At 37.4% G+C, this 20,174-nt stretch carries 22 protein-coding genes and 2 pseudogenes; 20 read left to right on the top strand and 4 right to left on the bottom strand.

Annotated features, from left to right (window positions below):
* Positions 1-81: 81 nt before the first annotated feature.
* From MM239_RS18430 to MM239_RS21025, 9 genes and pseudogenes are all read left to right on the top strand, one after another.
* Positions 82-1,668, top strand: a pseudogene (locus MM239_RS18430) (TrkH family potassium uptake protein).
* A gap of 12 nt (positions 1,669-1,680) precedes the next feature.
* Entirely contained in the window at positions 1,681-2,370 is a 690-nt protein-coding gene (locus MM239_RS18425; RefSeq protein WP_241349750.1) for a potassium channel family protein, read from the top strand.
* 329 nt (positions 2,371-2,699) lie between these two features.
* Positions 2,700-2,888 (top strand): hypothetical protein, encoded by a 189-nt coding sequence (locus tag MM239_RS18420; RefSeq protein WP_241349748.1) that lies wholly within the window; start codon positions 2,700-2,702, stop codon positions 2,886-2,888.
* Between the two features lie 580 nt (positions 2,889-3,468).
* A complete protein-coding gene (locus MM239_RS18415; protein WP_241349746.1) occupies positions 3,469-6,945 on the top strand; it encodes a CheR family methyltransferase in 3,477 nt (1,158 codons plus the stop codon).
* On the top strand, positions 6,942-7,394 hold the full coding sequence (locus tag MM239_RS18410; protein WP_241349745.1) for a response regulator: 453 nt from the start codon (positions 6,942-6,944) through the stop codon (positions 7,392-7,394). The genes MM239_RS18415 and MM239_RS18410 overlap by 4 nt, the downstream gene beginning before the upstream one ends.
* A 12-nt stretch (positions 7,395-7,406) precedes the next feature.
* Positions 7,407-7,976, top strand: coding sequence for a helix-turn-helix domain-containing protein (locus MM239_RS18405; protein WP_241349743.1), 570 nt, complete (start codon positions 7,407-7,409; stop codon positions 7,974-7,976).
* Positions 7,977-8,463: 487 nt separating this feature from the next.
* The gene (locus tag MM239_RS18400; RefSeq protein ID WP_241349741.1) at positions 8,464-8,883 is read left to right on the top strand and encodes a hypothetical protein; all 420 of its coding nucleotides are present in this window, start codon (positions 8,464-8,466) and stop codon (positions 8,881-8,883) included.
* 30 nt (positions 8,884-8,913) lie between these two features.
* Complete coding sequence (locus MM239_RS18395) at positions 8,914-9,186, top strand: hypothetical protein (RefSeq protein WP_241349740.1); 273 nt, start codon at positions 8,914-8,916, stop codon at positions 9,184-9,186.
* Positions 9,187-9,486: 300 nt separating this feature from the next.
* Positions 9,487-9,612 carry a hypothetical protein gene (locus tag MM239_RS21025; RefSeq protein ID WP_262918702.1) on the top strand — a complete coding sequence of 42 codons (126 nt, stop codon included), beginning with the start codon at positions 9,487-9,489 and terminating at the stop codon, positions 9,610-9,612.
* 94 nt (positions 9,613-9,706) lie between these two features.
* On the opposite strand, the gene MM239_RS18390 is transcribed toward MM239_RS21025, so the two are convergent.
* The 4 genes and pseudogenes from MM239_RS18390 to MM239_RS18375 form a co-directional block, all read right to left on the bottom strand.
* Positions 9,707-10,444 (bottom strand): reverse transcriptase domain-containing protein, encoded by a 738-nt coding sequence (locus tag MM239_RS18390; protein WP_262918701.1) that lies wholly within the window; start codon positions 10,442-10,444, stop codon positions 9,707-9,709.
* A gap of 67 nt (positions 10,445-10,511) precedes the next feature.
* A pseudogene (locus MM239_RS18385) lies at positions 10,512-11,188 on the bottom strand (ATP-binding protein).
* 393 nt (positions 11,189-11,581) lie between these two features.
* The gene (gene istA, locus MM239_RS18380) at positions 11,582-12,817 is read right to left on the bottom strand and encodes an IS21 family transposase (RefSeq protein WP_241349738.1); all 1,236 of its coding nucleotides are present in this window, start codon (positions 12,815-12,817) and stop codon (positions 11,582-11,584) included.
* A 74-nt stretch (positions 12,818-12,891) separates the two neighbouring features.
* The gene (locus MM239_RS18375; protein ID WP_241349737.1) at positions 12,892-13,221 is read right to left on the bottom strand and encodes a hypothetical protein; all 330 of its coding nucleotides are present in this window, start codon (positions 13,219-13,221) and stop codon (positions 12,892-12,894) included.
* On the opposite strand from MM239_RS18375, the gene MM239_RS21250 reads away from it, so the two are divergent.
* The 11 genes from MM239_RS21250 (at position 13,116) to MM239_RS18325 (ending at position 19,737) form a co-directional block, all read left to right on the top strand.
* A complete protein-coding gene (locus tag MM239_RS21250) occupies positions 13,116-13,439 on the top strand; it encodes a helix-turn-helix domain-containing protein (protein WP_394801523.1) in 324 nt (107 codons plus the stop codon). The genes MM239_RS18375 and MM239_RS21250 overlap by 106 nt on opposite strands.
* A gap of 451 nt (positions 13,440-13,890) precedes the next feature.
* Complete coding sequence (locus tag MM239_RS18370; RefSeq protein ID WP_241349736.1) at positions 13,891-14,559, top strand: BON domain-containing protein; 669 nt, start codon at positions 13,891-13,893, stop codon at positions 14,557-14,559.
* Positions 14,560-14,604: 45 nt separating this feature from the next.
* On the top strand, positions 14,605-14,862 hold the full coding sequence (locus tag MM239_RS18365) for a hypothetical protein (RefSeq protein ID WP_241349734.1): 258 nt from the start codon (positions 14,605-14,607) through the stop codon (positions 14,860-14,862).
* Positions 14,863-14,941: 79 nt separating this feature from the next.
* Positions 14,942-15,403, top strand: a complete 462-nt coding sequence (locus tag MM239_RS18360) for a lipocalin family protein (protein WP_241349731.1) — start codon at positions 14,942-14,944, stop codon at positions 15,401-15,403.
* Between the two features lies 1 nt (position 15,404).
* Complete coding sequence (locus tag MM239_RS18355; protein WP_241349730.1) at positions 15,405-15,893, top strand: hypothetical protein; 489 nt, start codon at positions 15,405-15,407, stop codon at positions 15,891-15,893.
* 96 nt (positions 15,894-15,989) lie between these two features.
* Positions 15,990-16,526, top strand: a complete 537-nt coding sequence (locus tag MM239_RS18350) for an SOUL family heme-binding protein (RefSeq protein WP_241349729.1) — start codon at positions 15,990-15,992, stop codon at positions 16,524-16,526.
* A gap of 21 nt (positions 16,527-16,547) precedes the next feature.
* Positions 16,548-17,279: a peroxiredoxin gene (locus tag MM239_RS18345; protein ID WP_241349728.1), complete on the top strand. Its 732-nt coding sequence runs from the start codon at positions 16,548-16,550 to the stop codon at positions 17,277-17,279.
* 3 nt (positions 17,280-17,282) lie between these two features.
* On the top strand, positions 17,283-17,759 hold the full coding sequence (locus MM239_RS18340) for a Dps family protein (RefSeq protein ID WP_241349727.1): 477 nt from the start codon (positions 17,283-17,285) through the stop codon (positions 17,757-17,759).
* A 4-nt stretch (positions 17,760-17,763) separates the two neighbouring features.
* Entirely contained in the window at positions 17,764-17,976 is a 213-nt protein-coding gene (locus MM239_RS18335) for an SHOCT domain-containing protein (protein ID WP_241349725.1), read from the top strand.
* A 3-nt stretch (positions 17,977-17,979) separates the two neighbouring features.
* On the top strand, positions 17,980-19,245 hold the full coding sequence (locus tag MM239_RS18330; RefSeq protein WP_241349724.1) for an NAD(P)/FAD-dependent oxidoreductase: 1,266 nt from the start codon (positions 17,980-17,982) through the stop codon (positions 19,243-19,245).
* Between the two features lie 180 nt (positions 19,246-19,425).
* Positions 19,426-19,737 carry an Hsp20/alpha crystallin family protein gene (locus MM239_RS18325; RefSeq protein WP_241349723.1) on the top strand — a complete coding sequence of 104 codons (312 nt, stop codon included), beginning with the start codon at positions 19,426-19,428 and terminating at the stop codon, positions 19,735-19,737.
* The last annotated feature ends 437 nt before the right edge of the window (positions 19,738-20,174 follow it).

Raw genomic sequence — 20,174 nt, 5'->3', positions numbered from 1 at the left:
TTAAGTATATTCTTGATCAGTATTTTATATTTGATCACAATTAAACCATTTCAATCCTTCTCATCAAACCATTGACACTAAGTGTCAATATTTAATTTGGCTACTGGCAAAGTTCCGTATATTCATATTGAAAAATTATTGATTCTATGCTTACTTGGCAGTGCTGTACTTCATTTAAACCTGTTTTTAGAGGATTTTCCAATAATCACAAGTTGGACATCAGTTTTTACAAATTTAATAGTGTCTATTCTATTTGTAATTGAGCTTAGCAAACTGACACTTTCAGTTAATCAATTAAAAATCCACCCTGCTCTGGTGTTTATTTTAAGTTTTTTAGTCGTCATCGTTATTGGGACAGGTTTACTTCTCCTTCCCAATGCAAGCAAAGAAGGCATTAGCATAGTTGACGCCTTATTTACCTCCCCATCAGCAGTCTGCGTTACTGGATTAAATGTACTGGATACTTCCTCAGATTTTACATTTTTGGGTCAGTTCATAATTATGATTCTATTTCAGGTTGGTGGCTTGGGAATGATGACCTTCACTTCATTTTTTGGTTTTTTCTTTAAAGGCTCTTACTCTTTACAAAACCAGCTTTTTTTAAAAGATTACATCAATGAAGATAAAATTGGTGCCATCAATTCAACTTTGTTGAAAATCATTGTCTTTACATTAATAACTGAGGGAGTAGCTGCACTATTGATTTTTAAAATAATCGATCAAGGTCTTTTTGATAGTACTGGAGAACAGTTATTTTTCTCTGTTTTTCATGCTATTTCAGGGTTTTGCAATGCTGGGTTTTCCATTCTTGGAGATGGTCTTTATGAGGTCGGTTTCAGAGAAGAATATACAGTTCATTTGATTATCGCTTTTACGATTATTTTGGGAGGGATAGGTTTTCCTGTGGTGCTTGGATACTTTAATTACCTCAAACATGTGGCTGTAGACACTACTAAAATGATCACCAAGGAAAAAGCATATGAACACGCACCCCGAGTGGTGAATGTCAACATACGTCTGATCGTCTATACTACAGGTATTTTACTATTGATTGGTTTTGTTACCTATTGGATTTTTGAGTCCAACCACACCCTAGCAGGTCTGTCTGGATACGGAAAATTTGTGACAGCATTCTTTGGTAGCGTAACTCCTCGAACAGCAGGGTTTAATACAGTGGATATGTCTGCACTGGCAATGCCCACAATTTTGATCTATCTTATCCTGATGTGGATAGGTGCATCGCCAGGATCTACTGGAGGAGGATTGAAAACAAGTACCATTGCAGTTGCGCTTTTGAATGTCGTAAGTATTGCTAAAGGAAAGGATCGGGTAGAAATATTTAAAAGACAAATTGGAGGATAAACCATCCGAAAGGCGTTTGCTGTAATCGTGTTATCCTTTTTAGTGATTGGTCTTGGGGTGTTTTTGGTGCTTCTTTTCGATCCTCAAATGCCTTTGGTAAGTGTTGCTTTTGAAATTTTCTCTGCATTCTCAACTGTAGGACTAAGCCTAGGTATAACTGGAGATTTATCTACAGGAAGTAAAATTGTCGTTACATTAATTATGTTTCTGGGAAGGGTAGGTACCCTTACAGTGTTGGTGGCATTTGTCAGGAAAGCGAGAACATTACGCTATAAATATCCAGAAGAAGGAGTATTCATTACATAAAATCAAAAAATCATGAAATATATAATTGTAGGATTGGGGAATTTTGGTGGACACTTGGCCGCACGATTGACCAGTTATGGACATGAAGTCATCGGTATTGATGCCAGTGAGGATAAAGTTGAAGCTGTAAAAGACAAAATTACACATGCAATAGCTATGGACGCTACAGATATTCATGCAGTTAGAAATCTTCCATGCAAAGAAGCGGATGCAGTAATAATTGCCATTGGGGAAGATTTTGGGGCATCTATCATGGTTACTGCACTATTCAAACAATTAAATATTAAACGGTTGATTTCTAGATCTATTAATAAAGTGCATGAAACTGTCATCCAGGCCATTGGAGTAGATGAAATTCTTCATCCTGAGGAAGACTCTGCGGAGCGAATGGCTAAAAGTCTTCAGATGAAAGGAGTCATAGACTCTTTGGATGTATCAGACAACTACAATATCATCGAAGTAAAAGCACCTCAACGATATATAGGACTTACGATTGCAGAGACGAAAATCCGCCAAGATTATAACATCAACATTCTTACCTTAATCAAAATGGAAGAAAAGCCTAATATTTTTGGGGTAAAATCAAAAAGAAAAAAAGTCACTGGTGTAGTAACTGCGGAAACTAAAATCGAGGAAGGGGATATTTTACTTTTGTTCGGCCATATCAAAGATATTCAGGAAATTCTGAGTTTGGAGGAATGAGAATTTGATTTATTAACCTGAATAGATTGATAAGAAAATGAATAAGCCGATGGATTTTACAACAAAATTTGGAAACAGAAACAATTAAATCATCCATTTACACATAATTAAATCTGGAGAAATATAGGAAAAAGCAAAGGCAGTTGATTTTTGTGACCAGCAATTTGAATTGGATTAAATTCCTTCATGAGTTCTATTAGGTATTTCTAAACACGACCAACTTTCAAAGACAATCATTTGTAAGGAGGAATGATTTGACAGAAAGTTATTTTGAAAATTATCGTTTTCGGGGGACTAACATTTCATATTGCTAAACAATGAAATCCCTTATGAGCAAACTTTTGAATGGTTCAAAGAAGCTTTTTGAGTTCATAAAAGATGAAGTCAATATTTCAATGGACATTATTGATCCCGATAGTCATTTGGACAGGCAAGAGCATGAAGATGGAGTCTTTTTTTTTATTTGCTATATTAGAACCACTTGGATGGCAAGTGAACGGCAAAAGCGTGAAAGTTGATATTTCCCAAAGTGAACAACAAATTTTGAATCATCCACGAGTGATTTTGTGTGTTGACAATTTACTAATTAGAACAACGTCAACTTTTTTGTTATCCAAAAGAGGAAATACTGGTTGAAAAAACTTTTGGTAAAGTATTGAATATAATTTTACAATACTTGGTATTTGCTTGAAGAGTACGGAATGGATACTGATTTTTAGGTAAGTGAATTTGAAAGAAAGATTTATTGCATACGGATTTCTTTAAATAACTTGATGAAAAATTACCACAATACAAAAGTAGATGAAAAAGCTCCATCATTCTATCACCACCTTTGGCACTAATCCAAAGATTAGTACTAAAATCACTAATAAAGGCAGCCAAGTGCTAGAAGAATAACAAAAAATTACAAAATTCACACATTTACCCATCATGGCTTGGTTTTTGTTTACTTAAAAATAAAATCTTTTATAAGTTAAATCCAAAATTACCTCATTCGGATTACAAGATTTTCTATCGTAACTTCACTGAATATAATTAGAAACATCACCTTCTTATGCTGATGTGCTAATGATTATCCTTTATAATTCAATAAACAGCATGGAAAAAAAAGGTGGAACATCTATTGCAGAGGAGTATGGGGAAGAAGTGTTTTCGATAGTCGCAATTGGCGCATCTGCCGGTGGATTGGAAGCTATTTCTGAACTGCTAAAACATTTGGATCCAGATACAGGGATGGCGTTTATATTTGTCCAACATCTCAGCCCCGACCATAAGAGTATGCTTACTCCATTATTGGCCAAAATCACCTCCATGGATGTCAAAGAAGTGGAAAACAAGGTGCTGATCAAGCCAAACAATTTCTACATCATTCCCCCTGACAAGGAAATATCAGTTGAAAAAAGCCATATCATACTAGCACCAAGGCCAGAAAGCCCAAAGGTACATTTACCAATAGATATCCTATTTTCTTCACTTGCCAAGACACATAAGGTTCATGTAATCGGGGTCATTCTTAGCGGTAGTGCAACAGACGGCACAATTGGCCTGAAGTCAATTAAGGAAAAAGGAGGCTTGACCTTTGCACAGGACCGATCAGCTAAATTTATAAGTATGCCTGAATCTGCCATATCTACGGGTATAGTAGACTTTATTCTATCTCCAAAAGAAATTGCTTTTGAATTGAATAGAATAAGTAAGCTTCCTAAGGTGAGCGTTTCAGGTCCATTAAATGGAGAGGAAGATGGTATTGAAGACGACAACCCCGATTTCATAGCTATCCTTCTTAGTCTTCAAAAATTTGCAGATGTTGATTTTTCGGTTTACAAACCAAAAACGATCAAGCGGAGGATTTTGAGAAGAATGATGCTTTGTAAATCACATGATCTCAAAACATACAGACACCTAATTGGGGAGAGCGATGAAGAAATAAAAGTTCTCTATCAGGACCTCTTGATCAATGTGACCAGATTTTTCAGAGATCCTGACACCTATAAGTATTTAAAGGACTCCCTCCTTCCCAAGCTCCTTCAGTCAAATAACAACAAAGATAAACTACGAGTGTGGGTACCTGCTTGTTCCTCAGGTGAAGAGGCGCTTTCCATTGCTATGATGATTCTGGAAGTTCAAGAGAAGACAGGAGATCATATGCCTATACAAATATTTGCTACAGACCTTAGCGAGAAAGAAATCAGAAAGGCAAGAATTGGCATTTATACGCAAAATGAACTGCAGTCTGTTTCCCCAAAACGCCTTCATCATTTTTTTACCAAAAGTGACAGCAATTACAGGATATCCAAAACCATCAGGGATATTTGTGTCTTTGCTCCCCATAATCTGCTTAAAGATCCGCCTTTTTCAAAAATTGATTTCATTAGCTGTAGAAATCTATTGATCTATCTCGGTATTTCAGCCCAAAAAAGGGTATTGGCTACCTTTCATTATGCTTTGAAGGAGAATGGCTTTTTGATGCTGGGCAAAGCAGAATCCATAAGTTCCTCTACTGACCTTTTTTCAGAAGTAAACAAAAAACATAAAGTCTATTCCAGAAAAAGTAGTGCCAATTCTAGTGTTTTACCACTACCAACGACAAGAGTGCCAAAAGAAAACAATCACCATATTCAGCAAGAGGATGAAAAAGATTCCAAATCTGCTAGTTCAAAAACACCTATTGTACATACCAAAAGGAACTTAGATCAAATAATCGATACAGTTCTTCTCACCGATTATTTGCCTGCATGTGTGGTTATCAATTATCAGTTGGAAATACTTCAGTTCAGAGGCAATACAGATTTATACTTTAGCCATATTTCTGGAAAAGCTTCCTTAAATATCCTAAAAATGGTGAGAAAGGAAATAGCATTTGGTTTAAGGAGTTTGATATCCAAATCCATCAAGTCCAATCAGAGTGTCCGAAAAACAGGAATTGAGGTTAATTTTCATAATGAAATTTATGTTATTAGTATTGAAGTGGCCCCACTTCAAGTTGAATTGGAAGAAGAATTGACGATAGTAGTTTTCACCCAACATGATCAGGCATCAGGTCTTCATCAATTAAAAGCTACAGATGATATTCATGATACTCTATCAAAGTTAAAGGAAAACAGGATAAAAGAGCTCGAAGAAGAATTGGCATCTTCTCAGGAAGATGCTCTTGAACTTGCCCAAGAGCAGGAGAGGTATATTGCGGAACTGCAGAGCGCTAATGAAGAAGTGGTATCAAGTAATGAAGAACTGCAAACTGTAAATGAAGAATTAGAAACATCTAAGGAAGAACTAGAATCTTCTAATGAGGAACTTATTACAACTAATCAAGAACTGCAGACCAGAAATGAACTGCTCAATGAATCTTACGAGTATTCGAGTGCTATCATTTCTACATTACATGAGCCCATGATTGTCCTGGATAGATTTTTCCGAATCAGGACATTCAACCAATCCTTTTTGAGAATTTTCCAACTCAATAAACGTCAGACAGAAGGTAAGCATTTGTTTGATCTTGAAAACGGTCATTGGAATATTCCAAGTCTTAGAGAGTTGCTCGAACAAATTATCCCCAAGAATCCTTCTTTTAGCAATTTCAAAATTACACATTCTTTTCCACGGATAGGCGAAAGGGAGTTTTTTTTAAATGCGAGTTGTATTATTCAAAAAAGTCACGGGGAAGAACTAATCCTGCTTTCATTTAACGATGTAACAGATGCTGAGAGGATCCAGAAAGATAGACTGGAAGGATTTGCGAAGGATATTGAAGAAAGTAGAAACTATAATCTAAAGCTTGAAAAAGCTGTAAAGGAGAGAACCAATCAGCTAAATCAATCCAATAAAATCCTTGCCGAGAAAAATATTGAACTTGAAAAAATAAACAAGGAACTTGAGGCCTTTGCCTATGTTTCCAGTCATGACTTAAAAGAACCGCTCCGAAAAATTCAAACTTTTGCCGACAGGATTCTGGAAAGTGAAATAGAAAATTTATCACCAAAGGGACAAATGTATTTTCTCCACATGCAGAATTCTTCGAATAGGATGCAAATGCTTATTGAAGATTTGTTGAGTTTTACCAGTCTCAACTCCGCAGAAAGAAAATTTGAGGCAACCAATTTGGAAAAAATTATCCAGGATGTTCAGATAGAAATGAAAGAAGATCTTGATAAGAATCAAGCTCAACTAAAGCTTCATGATTTGTGTGAAGTTAATGTTATTCCCTTTCAGTTCCGGCAGTTGATACATAATATGATCAGCAATTCATTAAAATTTGCAAAGCCAGCAATTCCTTTGGAAATCAATGTCTTCTGCAAGCTTGAAACTCATGACAAAATTAGAATTACTGAAAAATTACAACATAAATTATATCATCATATTAGATTTTCTGATAATGGGATAGGTTTTGATCAGGAGTACAGTAAAAGGATTTTTGAAGTTTTTGAAAAGCTCCACAGTAAAGATGAATATCCTGGCACAGGAATAGGTTTGGCCATTGTGAAAAAGATTGTGGAAAACCACCATGGTTTTATTAAAGCAACAAGCGAATCAAATAAAGGAACTATCTTTGATATATACCTCCCAGCAAAAAAATGAAAAGCAATCCTTTAAAAATTGTATTGGCAGATGATGATGAAGCGGATAGGCTTTTGTTTATCGAGGCTTTTGATGAATTGAACGCTGGAACCTACATTCAGACCGTAAATGATGGTGTAGAGCTAATGAAACTTTTACTGCAAACAGCAATTGAAAACCTGCCAGATATATTGTTCTTGGATATCAATATGCCTAAAAAGAATGGATTAGATTGTTTAAAAGAAATCCGTTCAAATAAAAAATTCCAAGAAGTTTCTATAGCCATATTTACAACTTCTTCTTCCCAAGGTGATATGGAAAACACCTTTCTTTTAGGAGCAAATGTCTACATCAACAAGCCCAATAATTTTCAAAAATTAAAAAAAATTCTTGAAAAGTCCTTATCCTATGCAAGCGTGTATCAGGAGCCACCTTTCAATATGAATAATTTTATCTTAAACGTAGAATAATTTTTTGAAATTATGGAAAAATATAAAATTCACATCAAATACATGGTTAGTCTCCGATGTATTATAGTGGTCAAAGAAGAACTCAATAAATTAGGAATTAAATTTCTTAATGTCAGTTTAGGGGAGGTTGAAATTCTGGGAAAGATTACCAAACAACAAAAAGATGATTTGAGTATTAATTTAAAAAAGATAGGACTTGAGCTTCTTGATGATAAAAAGAGCATATTAATAGAAAAAGTCAAAAATGAGATCATTACCATGATTCATCATTCAGAATCATTACCTATCATCAATTTTTCTGATTTTCTCACTGAAAAGCTTGAGTATGATTATACCTACCTTTCCAATATTTTTACTGAAGTGCAGGGAATAACCATACAGCAGTTCATTATTTATAACAAAATTGAAAAAGTGAAAGAATTGTTGGTTTATGATGAGCTCAACCTTACAGAAATTTCATATTTAGTGGGCTATAGCAGTGTTGCCCATCTTTCCAATCAGTTCAAAAAAGTCACAGGATTAACACCTTCTTTCTTTAAACATATCAAACAACAGCGTCAGAAATATTTAAAAAACATTTGATTTATATAACTTTCTTATAAAAATTGCAACAGTTACTGTACTGAAATAGCTGATATTTGTAAAACCAAAACAGGGAATTTCCTATTAGGGACTTACTTGAATGATTTGCCGAAGTCATTTGATTCAATTTTTTGGCTAAGTACAGTTTGAACTTAAATATTTCCGCATGACATATTACAGGGTGAATTTTGTCATGCGGGGCTTTTTTCTAAACCACATTAAAAATTTACCGATTTTATACAAAGCAATTTTTTAAATCATCAATATTATGTTGTGGGATTTTTTAAAATACTTATCCGAAAGACACTAAATTAATTTCCCTCTGATCCGATCTCTTGTGGGTCTAATTCTCCCTTAAACCATGCTATTTCAATGAACCAAATCTCCAATAATCATCTAATGGTTCAGTTAATTATACAACTTTATAAATATTTTATATAATAAAAAATATTTATAAAGTTGTAAATTTGTATAAAATATAAATATTGTGAAAAAAAATATGATTGGATTACTCGTAGCCACAGCTTTTGCTTTTCAAAGCTGTGATGATTATCCAGATGGCCCTTTAGTAAGTCTAAAATCAAAAACAGAAAGAGTGGCCAATGACTGGAAAATAGGAGAAGCATTAGATGAAGGTACCGATATTACTTCTGATTATGAAAGATACGAATTGAGTCTGACAAAAGATGGGGAGGCTATTCTAACAGCAAACTACAATCTCCTTGGAATCAATTATGAATTCACTACTTCAGGAACATGGGTGTTTTTAAGCAATGAAACAAAATTATCCTTTGACTTTGAAAATGATGATGCAGATGGCATTTATGAAATTTTGAGATTGAAAGAAGATGAATTGTGGTTGAAAGAAGATGCTGGAACAATTGAGTTACACTTTATGCCCAGATAATCCTTATCAAATAGACATAAATAAAGAATCATGAAAACTGAAAAACTGTATAGATCTGGTCAAGTAGTAAGCACTATTTTGATGGTTATAGGAGCTGGGGCTATTGTAGGCTTTTTTGCAACCAAAAGAAACCGAATAAAAACCCAGAAGAAAGCCAATGAAATTGGTGGCTTCATTGTAGATAAGGTAAATGCCGAGAAGAAAAGACTGGGAAACAAGGTGATGGAATTGATGGAGAAACCAATAGGAATAGGTTTTGACTTGAAGGAATCATTGTCTAAGTATGATAAAAAAACAAAATAGATAAGATCAAATGAAAAAAAATAAAGGTAAGTCCGAGAAAATCTTGTTCAACTTGCGTATAAATTAGCGCTATATAAGTTGATTAAAAGAATTCTTAAAATCTTGGCTAGTGTCAATGATAATCCAAACCATGATTCAAAAACCTGGTACGGATCAAGACTGACACTAGTCAGGAAATAAGACTAACTACTAAAAGCTGAATTGACTATTTTTTATACTCCCAATGGAAATATCGTCTGAAACAAGATCCTTTTTTTAAATTAAAGTAGCTATCGGGACTAAAATAAAAAATATCCACGAATGGCACGCCTGCTTGCCGCAGGCAGGAATTACACGAAGGCATCCTTCCGCCCTAATAAATCTAAAACCTACCTGACTAAAGGCAGGTCTACTCTCAAAAATCATAAAGAAAGTCCAGTAGAGTAGAGTCGTCAGAAGAAATCTTCTGACGTACCCCCTCTTCAATCCGTACGTGCGGTTTTCCCGCATACGGCTTTCCTAAGGTTTTCGCCTCAAGCATTCACTTCCTATTCAAGCTAAGAGAGTATTTTGTCGGGTCTATCAATCCATATCTGGCTGTCATGACCTCAAAGCCTTTCTGTCTGTAAAGCCTGCTCTTTCTTTGGCTTTTTCGGTTGTAGTATCGGTGTATGGTACTCATCAGATATTTTCGGAGACGTCTTCGGGGCATCTTCATGTAGCTTATCCCTCCTGCATCGAAGTAGTTTAACCAACCCCTGATGATTGAGTTTAGCCCTCCAGAAACCTTTTCGGGAGCATAGTGCCCCCCTGATTTCAGAAACTCCCTTATCCGTTCCCTGATTTTGGTTTCAGACTTCCTGCTCGAAAATACTTCCCAATATCTCCTACCCTTGACAAACAGATCCCTGCTATATCGGACCGTGAAGCCCAAAAAGTCAAAAGTCTGGTTTCTGGCATTGATAAGCTTGGTCTTGTTTTCGTTGAGCGTAAGTCCCATCCTGTCCAGAAGTTCTTTTAGCTTGGACAGTACTTTTGGAGGAATATTCCTCCCCATCAGTACAAAATCATCTGCATAACGTACTATCGATACTCCGTACCTGTGGAACAGGCTTTTTGTACTACTGACTATTCTGTCCAAAAGGTGCATATACAGATTTGCCAGAAGTGGTGATATAACACCTCCCTGAGGTGTACCCATCTTCTGTTTCTTACCGCCTTTAAACTGACCATTCTCGTATATCGTGAATATTCCGACAAAAGTATACCAGCATTCCAAGGGAAAGTATACCAGTAAAAAGGCAAAGAAGACCGCTGTACGTCCCCTTAAGAGTTTGTTAAAATTACTATATTTTTTTGTTTCTCCAAGATTTGCCTTTTAGGCTTATTTTGTGTGCCGAAGCTGTCATTCTGTCAATTATTGCATCGGCTATGGTAGGCTGTTGGAAGCAGTCATGCCATTTCTCGAATGGCAGCTGTGAGGTGAATATTGTAGCACGCCTGCCTTGTCTGTCTTCCAGGATGTCAAGCAAGGCAAGTTTGGCGTCATGGCTAAAAGGTTTGAGTCCAAAATCATCAAAGATGAGTACATCATACCTGTCGATTTGCTTGAGCCATTTTAGGTACGTGCCTTCAATACGGGACTGGTCTAGAAGTTCCAGAAACCTGTTCATATTAAAATACAGAGGCCTGAAACCCAACAGACAGGCATTTCTGCCCAGTGCGCAGGCAATGTAACTTTGCCACATCCTGTAGCACCATGAATCATGATATTACGATGCTGTCTGATATAGGATCCGTCCAAAAGACCAACGAACTGCTCTTTGGTCAGTCCTCTTTCGGCACTGCATTCCACACTTTCGGGAATGGCGTCATAGCGTAGTTTACTTGCCCTGAAGTATCGTTCATTCTTTTTGTAATCTCGATGTTCAGCTTCGGCCTGGGCCATCAGTGCCAACAATACATGTCCATCCTGCTGTTGGTGGATTGGTATGGAAAGTTCAGATGCATATCTGGCTGCCATACCTTCCAGTTTCAACTTTTTCAACTGTTCGAGTGTCTGTTCTCTGTTCATGGTTTTCTGTTTATGTTTAAGTTGTTATTCACTGTAATTTTCAGCCCCCCTAGCAGTGGGGTTTTCAGGTACAGTGTAATTTTTGGGGGGATCAGGGTAGGCCTGGTCCATATTGTTGGCCAGGATTTGCTCAATTGTCTTAAAATTGAAACTGTGTCCCTTTAGGGCTCTTTGGCATGACGCCTCCATCCTTTTGAGGCCATATTTATGTACCAGCCTGATCAGGCCCAAAAACGATTGGTAGGCTTGGTGGATGACAGGTTTGGAGTCCATAAGCCTTTTAAAGTATTCGGTTGTGGAAGGGCCACATTCTGCCGCCTTTTCCAGATAATAGTTATGGTCTCATTCCTGTTGACGGCAATAATGCTTATGGGTAGCGGGCATGTGCTCCAGAAGCGTGGAGTAACCGCTTTTTTTCATGTTTCTAGAGTGCAGGGCTACCCGTTCAAAGTTCAGGAACACTTCCACATGGTCGGAGCAATAAACCAGGTTCACCTGTTTGCCGATCAGTTTGAACGGCACACTGTAATAGTGGCGGTTCTCCCCCAAAAGTATATGGTAGTTTTGCTGTACTTTGGCTGATACATAATCCTTCAGTTCAAAGGGCTTTTCCGGCAATGGCAAGAGTGCCTGCCTTTCCTGTGATTCGAACACCTCCCTACGGCTGAGGGCCTTCTTTTGAAAGCTCATCCGATGGTGCTCATCGAGTTTTTCCCGAACCGCCTTGTTAAGTTCATTAAGGCTTGTATAGGTATTGTTCCTTAGTTTGGCATAGATGCGTAGGTAGGCGGTGTAAACATGGTTCTCCGCCGTTGGTTTGTCATTTGGCCTAAATGGCCTTGCGGCAAGCAACCCTATCTTGTTATGGGAGGCCCATTGCTTCAAGGCTTGTGGGAAAGTGGGCTCGTACTTGCAGCCCTTACTTACCCATTGTCTCGTGTTGTCAGACTTGGCAGTCATAGGGGAGCCTCCCAAATAGGCAAGGCAGTTGTTGAGTGCTTTTATGAGTTGGGGGAGTTTTGCATTGGGAAGAACCTCTACATAGCCATAGCCGCTATATGGGAGTACAGCGACCAATACAGGGCAGTTTATGACCTCTCCAGTCTCTTTATCCACATACCAGAGTGGTTTGCCTGCAAAATCCACCTCGAGCTTTTCCCCTGCAGTATGTTCGAAGTGCATGGTCGCCCCGTTGACCCGGCCTGCATCGGATAGCAGGTCGCAAAAACGGGAATATCCATAGGGGTCAGGATCCCCTTTGCAATATTCCTCCCAAAGCAAATAACGGGTAACCCCAACAAGTCGTGGGTTTTTAAGTTCTTCAAGGAAATAGGTGGCCTGATCAAGAAAACGGATTTTACGTGGATCCAGCACTGGGTTTTCAGTACTGCTTTTGCCGACCATTTTGTCAAGTTCTACGTCGGAGAGGTTTAAAAGGCTTTTGTAGTTTAATCCCGTAGGCTCGAAAGCCTCCCTGTACCGCCGTACGGTCTTTCTGGAAATTTTAAGCTCCCTGGAGATTTTCCTTTCGGATAATCTTCTGTCAAGCATCAATAGAATCTGTCTTATTCTGTCCATACTAAGTGGTTTATTGGCCATTATTTCTACGGTTTGGTGGAACCCGAAAATATAATAACCGATGGATAAACCTCTTAAGTGGTATACTTTCCTTCGGAATTTTTGGTATACTTTATGTCGGAATGGCAGGTTTTATCCAAACAAACCAACGGGCAAACCAACATTGTCTGATCCTTGAATGGTATACTTTGCCCCGGAATTTCTGGTATACTTTCCTTTGGAATACTGGTATACTTTGCCTCGGAATGCTGGTATACTTTCCCTCGGAATGCTGGTACACTTTGTATTGGAATACTCAATGGTTCATTACAGCGATGAAATACCACCTGAAAATTTTTCAAAATTTCTGCAAAAGAAGATGAATTTGGATTATCATAAAATGGCTGAAATTTTTTCCAAAACAAAAGGGGTTACGATTGAACATTTTATCATCATTCACAAGGTTGAGCGCATCAAAGAGCTGATCACTTACGACAACCTAAACATTACTGAAATATCCTACAAAATGAAATATTCAAGTGTAGCACATTTGTCTAGGCAGTTTAAAAAGGTTACCGGTTTAACCCCTACGTTTTTCAAGTCTTTATCGAAAAGAGAACGCAAAAATCTAGAAGATTTATAGTGTTTTGAATTACTTTTTTTTTTAGTGCTCAACATTCATATCTAATTGCTTAAGGTAATGAGTAATCAGACCCTGCATATTTATGATGTCACAAAATTTCTATAATCATATAACTGTTTCCATTAAGATAAAGAATGTCGTGATTCAGAAAGGATTGCAAATCAAAATAGGTTGGTGAGCTTTGATACAAAAACATTGAATAGACGGTAGATCATTTGATATAAGAGTAGTAAAGGTTTTAGGAATCCAACTTTCAAGGGGAACAATGACTTGGAATTTTAAATGTGAAAGGTGTTTTGTTGCTATAATAATAATTGAGCATACATTTTCCCAAAAGGCATTTCATTCTAAATAGACAACAATCATTTTTTATTGTGTAACGTTTTGGATTACAATAAGATCGACCTTTATGGTGTTGTGAAAATTCATTTGCAGCATAAATAATTTCTCAATGAAAACAAATCAAGAATTGCAAAGAGACGTGGAAAACGCCATCAAATGGGAACCACTGATGCACGCAGCAGAAATTGGTGTTACTGCCAAGGATGGTGTTGTTTCACTTACCGGTATAGTGGATAGCTATGTTAAGAAAATGGAAGCTGAAAATGCGACCAAAAAAGTATTGGGCGTAAAGGCCGTAGTGGAAAACATAGAAGTAAAATTTCCAAGCTCATGGACAAAAACGGATGCCGAAGTGGCCAATGAAGTTTTAGCGGCATTAAAGGCCAACTATTCCGTTCCTAATGAGAATGTTAAGGTAAAAGTGGAAAAAGGATGGGTTACCTTAGAAGGTGAACTAAACTGGAACTACCAAAAAGAAGCTGCCCTAAGTGCAACCAAGTATCTTACTGGAGTAAAAGGTGTAACCAACAGCATCAGAATCAAACCGACTGCCCATGACAGGATTGAAAAAGATGCTGTTGAAAAAGCGATAAGAAGAAACTGGTCTATTGATTCAAGTGATATCAATGTGTCTGTAGACGGCACTACCGTTACTTTAAAAGGCACTGTAGGTTCTTGGTATGAAAAAGAAGAAGCTGGCCGTATTGCTTGGAACACTCCGGGGATCTGGCATCTGAAAAATGAATTGGCAGTGGACTATGAATACGCTTTCTCTTAATCCAATAGTAATTCAATCAATTATTCATCACTAAAAACAATGATTATGGAAGCGTCGGAAATAAATACGAAAAGCCAATTGGTAGTTCAACCCAAAAATGAAAACCAAAAGGGAATTGAGAACCATAAGCTTGCAGCCAACCACTTTGAAGCGGCAGCAAAGCACCATAATGAGGCAGCAAAACATCATGAGAATGGACACCATGAAAAAGCAGCCGAAAGCACTGTGAAAGCGCATGGGCATGCCAGTATTGCCAAGAAGGCACAGAAAGAAGACGTGAAGCATCATGCTCCTCGGATTTAACTTGGACAAACATTGCTTAAAAGCACTGAGAAATACTGTGCTTTTAAGCTTGTTTTTCTCAATATCAGCTACAGTTAGTATGGCTCAAAGTCTAGAAACAGTGCCCTATGTTGATTTAAATCGATATGTCGGCAAATGGTATGAGATAGCATCGTTTCCGCAAAGGTTTCAAAAAGGCTGTAATGCCACAACGGCTGAATATTCATTAAGCAACAAGGGATATGTAATAGTTGAGAACAGATGCAATAAGGATAGCGTCAATGGGAAACGATCCTACATCAAAGGCAAAGCCTTCATAGTGGAGCATAGCGGAAATGCAAAGCTAAAAGTGCAATTCTTTTGGCCTTTCAAAGGCAAATACTGGATCATTGATTTGGCTGACGATTATAGCTATGCGGTGGTTGCGCACCCCAACAGAAAATACCTATGGATCTTGTCCAGAACATCGGATATGGATGATGCCCTTTATCAAGAAATAACTTCCAGAGTAGAAGCAATGGGATTTGATAAGTCAAAGCTTAAACGCACTAAACAATTCTAAAATGAAAAATACAATCATATTATCTCTTGCAATAACAATCCTGCTGTCCGGTTGCAATCAATCTTCTAACAAAGAGTTGAAAGATGCCAAAGAAAATTTAACAGAAGCTAAAAGAGAGTTAAAACTCGCTGAGCAAAAAGAAGAGGAGACGGCAAAAGCAAAGGAAATGGCAGATTGGAAAGCATTTAAAGCTGAAGCCGACAGCACTATTTCAAATATGGGAAACGATTTGAAAAAGTTGGAAATAAAAATTGAAACGTCAGCTAAAAAGGATGAGCAAAAATTGAAAGATGATTATGTCAAAGCAAAAAGTGATATACAGACGCTGAAAGAAAGAATGGACTTGAGAAATGTAGAATTTGAAAACGACATAAAGAATTTTGACAATAAGGTTTCCGAAAAAAATCAATCCTTTAAACGAGAGTTCAAACACGATTTAGATGAATTTGGAAAGGCTTTTAAAGACATGTTTAAGGACAATGTGATGTAAATCAAAACCTCTCTGAAATTAATAACCATGAAAATCATAATCGTAATAGCAAGCATTCTTTTGATACTATTCGTTGTATTTCAACTATATACTACTATGTCAACCAGAAATACAGAAACACAGGCATATACAGTTATTAAAACAGAGGAGCAGTTTGAAATAAGGTACTACCCTGCTGCAATTATGGCCATGATATTTTCTACGGCTAAGTCATATCGAGATTTGGGGTATTCCGGCTTTGGTAAATTGGCCAAATACATTTTTGGGGGCAACAGTGAGAAAAAACAAATAGCCATGACTTCGCCTGTCCACATGGATATTGGCGACTCTATTTCTACTATGGCATTTGTAATGCCTGCTGAGTTAAAGAAAGAAGATTTACCTAATCCGAGTAATTCAGAAGTAATAATTCAAAGATCCGAGCCGGAATATGTGGCTTCCCTACAATTTGGTGGCTTTGCATCAACGAAACGGATTAGTGAACAAAAAGCCAGGCTTGAAAAGCTTTTGCGGGAAAAAGGAATTTCCTACTACGGCAATTTTCGCTTTCTGGGATATAATCCACCCTACCAACTTTTAGGAAGAAGAAATGAGGTGATAGTAGCCATAAATGCAGAAGACCTCAACAAATAACAACTAAAAACTTAAAAAAAAATGGACTCAACAGAAATTAAAAATACAGACACTACAGCCGGAATTACTCCAATGCCTCGAATTGGAGATAAAGCTCCTGAATTTAAAGCCGTTACTACACAGGGAGACATTAACTTTCCCTCTGACTATAAAGGAAAGTGGGTCATTCTCTTTAGCCATCCTGCTGACTTCACCCCGGTTTGCACCTCAGAGTTTATGACGTTTGCCAAGCGAGAGCCTGAGTTCAATGCACTCAACTGTCAACTGGTTGGCTTGTCTATTGACGGCCTTTACAGTCACATTGCCTGGTTGCGGATCATTAAAGAAAAAATTGAATTTAAGGGCATGAAGAATATTGATGTCACATTTCCATTGATAGAAGATATCACCATGGAAGTCGCTAAAAAATACGGCATGATTCAACCCGGTGAAAGTTCTACAAAAGCGGTAAGAGCGGTATTCTTCATTGACCCTAAAGGAGTGATTCGTGCCATAATCTATTACCCATTGTCTATGGGTAGAAATTTTGATGAATTGAAAAGAGCACTGATTGCCATGCAAACTGCCGATACCTTTAACATCGCCACACCAGCCGACTGGCAACCGGGTGATGACGTAATTGTGCCAACTGCCGGATCTTGTGGGGTGGCTAAGGACAGAATGGAAGCTAAAGAAGAAGGTGTCACCTGCCATGACTGGTTCTTCTGCACAAAAAAGCTGTCATTGGAAGAAGTTAAACATCAAAAAAAATAAATTATGAAAACAGAAATAGGAATAACCGACACCAATCGACAGGCAGTTGCTACAGAATTAGCTAAAATTTTAGCCGATGAAACGGTGCTTTATATCAAAACAAAAAATGCCCACTGGAATATTGAAGGTGCAGATTTTTATGATAAGCATAAATTTTTTGAAACTCAATTCGGGCAATTGGATGAAATTATAGACAGCGTTGCAGAACGCATCCGTTCTATTGGGCATTATGCCCCTGCCACTCTAAAATCATATCTAAGTTTAACTCATCTCACAGAAGCAACGAGAGAGAAGAACGATAGTCAGGGATTTATTAAAGAACTTTTAGAAGACCATGAAAGCATCATTATTGTTTTGCGTGAACACATCAAATCATTTGCAAATGATTTTTACGATTTAGGCACAAGTGATTTTGTAACCGGGCTTATGGAAACGCACGAAAAAATGGCTTGGTTCTTACGTTCACACTTAAAAAATTAAAACTATGTTTTACGACACTTATCATTTTTGGGGAATGCATCTTATTTGGTGGTTCATTTGGATCATTTTACTCTTTTGGATTTTCGCCACTCCTTACAATATTCCAGGACAGCGAACAAAAAAAGATACACCGCTAGACATTCTAAAAAAGCGTTTTGCTTCAGGGCAAATCAACAAAGAAGAATATCAGGAAAAGAAAAAAATACTTGAAACTTAAATCATGAAGAAGCCACACATCATTATTCTCGGATGCAATTTTGCAGGGCTTACCACAGCAAGATACATTCATGCTGTTGTAAAAGACAAAGCGGACATAACCATTATTGACCGTAAATCCCTGCTCACTTTTGTTCCGAACATTCCTTTGCAAGTGCTGGCCAACATCAATCCGGCCATTGATTTACAGTTTAAGTTCATGACTTTTTTGGAGCATGATGGCAGCACCTTTATTCAGGCGGAAGTCACCACTATTGATCCTGAAACAAATACGGTTTTTTATCAACCCAATGAACGACCGGGGCATCCTGTGCGAAAAATCAAGTACGATTATGTGGTAGTTGCATTGGGAAATCGTTTGGCTTATGACAAAATAGATGGGTTTAACGAACATGGGCACAGCGTAACCGATGTGTTTCTTGGAAACCGCTTGCGCAATTATCTGCACAAGGAATACAAAGGTGGCCCGATAGCAATCACTTCTGATATTTTTCATCAAGGGAAAAGCGATAAACTGCCTGAAAATATGCCCGTAGCATTGACCGCTTGCGAAGGACCGCCCGTAGAAATGGCCTTTTCATTGACACATTGGTTAGAGAAAAATCATAAAGGAAAAGCCTCTACTATTTTTCTTTCCACGCCAGCTAAAGTAATTGCGGAAGATGCCGGAGAAACCATTTTAAATCAACTGTTACCCCTGATGGGTAAAATGGGTTACAACTATCAGGCAAACACGAAGGGGATTAAAAAGGTGCACAAAGGAGGTGTTGAATTTACAGACGGCACTTCACAGGAAGCAGAAATTGCGATCCTTTTCCCCGATTGGCAGGCTCACTCTTTTTTGAAAGAATTGCCTTTTACAGATGAAATGGGATTTGTGATAACAGACCTGTACATGCGCAACCCGGATTATAAAAATATTTTTGCCATGGGAGATGCAGCTTCTATTACAGTCCCCAAAATTGGTTCATTAGGCCACATGGAAGCAGAAGTTCTCGCCAACACCTTGGGAAAAGAACTTGGCATCATCAAAGAAGACATTAAGCCCATGGAATTTGAACTGCTTTGCATGGGCGACATCGGTGGCATTAAAGGATTTTATATGCGCACCAACGAATGGTGGGGCGGCAAAGAAAGCCATTTAGAAATGGGCGTTACACCCTATGCCTTAAAAATAGGCTTCAAACAAATGTACTATACGCTTGGGGGAAGGATACCGCATTGGGGTTTAACCGTGAGCGAAGTTGTTGCAGATCATACTTTCATTTAACCAAATAAAACAAAATTTTCCTAACAATTGAATTTTAAAATCAAAATTATGAAACTCGTAAAAACAAACAGAAATGGAAACTTATTTCCATCATTATTATCGAATTTTTTCGAAAACGACAATTTTCTCACCAACAATTGGTTTGAAAGAGATTTTAATCAATCACTTCCGGCATTGAACGTGAAAGAAGGCAAAAACGATTTTGCTATTGATTTTGCTGTGCCCGGCTTCAAAAAAAGTGATTTTAAAATCACCGCTGAAAATGGCATATTAACTATCAGTGCTGAAAAACAGGAAGAAAAGAACGAAGAGAAAAAGCATTTTACAAGAAAAGAATTTTCTTACGAGAGCTTCATCAGATCCGTTCAGCTTCCTGAAAATTCTATCCCTGATAAAATAGATGCCAAATATGAAGATGGTATTCTCAAACTTATGCTTCCTAAAAAAGAAGCATCAGTAGTAAAAGAAAAAAAGGAAATTAAAGTAGGTTAACCCTTTTAAGAAAAAGTCAGCCATCGGTGCTGCCTTTTTTATTTCTTTACTCATTTACTTGTTCACAGTGACCTTATGTTTCGATAAAGATTTATGAACTAAAATTTCAAACTAAATGTGTTTTTCAGCAAGTGCAAGTATAGGAGACAGTTTGATTGTTGGAGTTGTTTTAAAGCTTTCGAAAAATTAATCATTGTACAATGCTGTAAGATATGGAGTAGCATGTAGTGCCGTGGCAACACTAAATATGGGTTCGGAATTATGCAAGAAGAAAGATGCTGATGTGTTTTTTTTACAAAAAAAAATAGTTAATACCTTAAATCCGCAAGTGAATAATTAAAAAAGCCAAAAAAGTGGCTGAATTAATTGTATTCAGGCTTTTTTGGCTCGTTTTTTTTCACTTATTTAGGTGTTACCACACATCCTTAATAAGATTT

It is taken from the genome of Belliella filtrata (assembly GCF_022549775.1).
GTDB lineage: Bacteria > Bacteroidota > Bacteroidia > Cytophagales > Cyclobacteriaceae > Belliella > Belliella filtrata.
The sequence above is the reverse complement of the archived record's forward strand: the minus strand, read 5'-3'. Positions and strand labels throughout refer to the sequence as shown.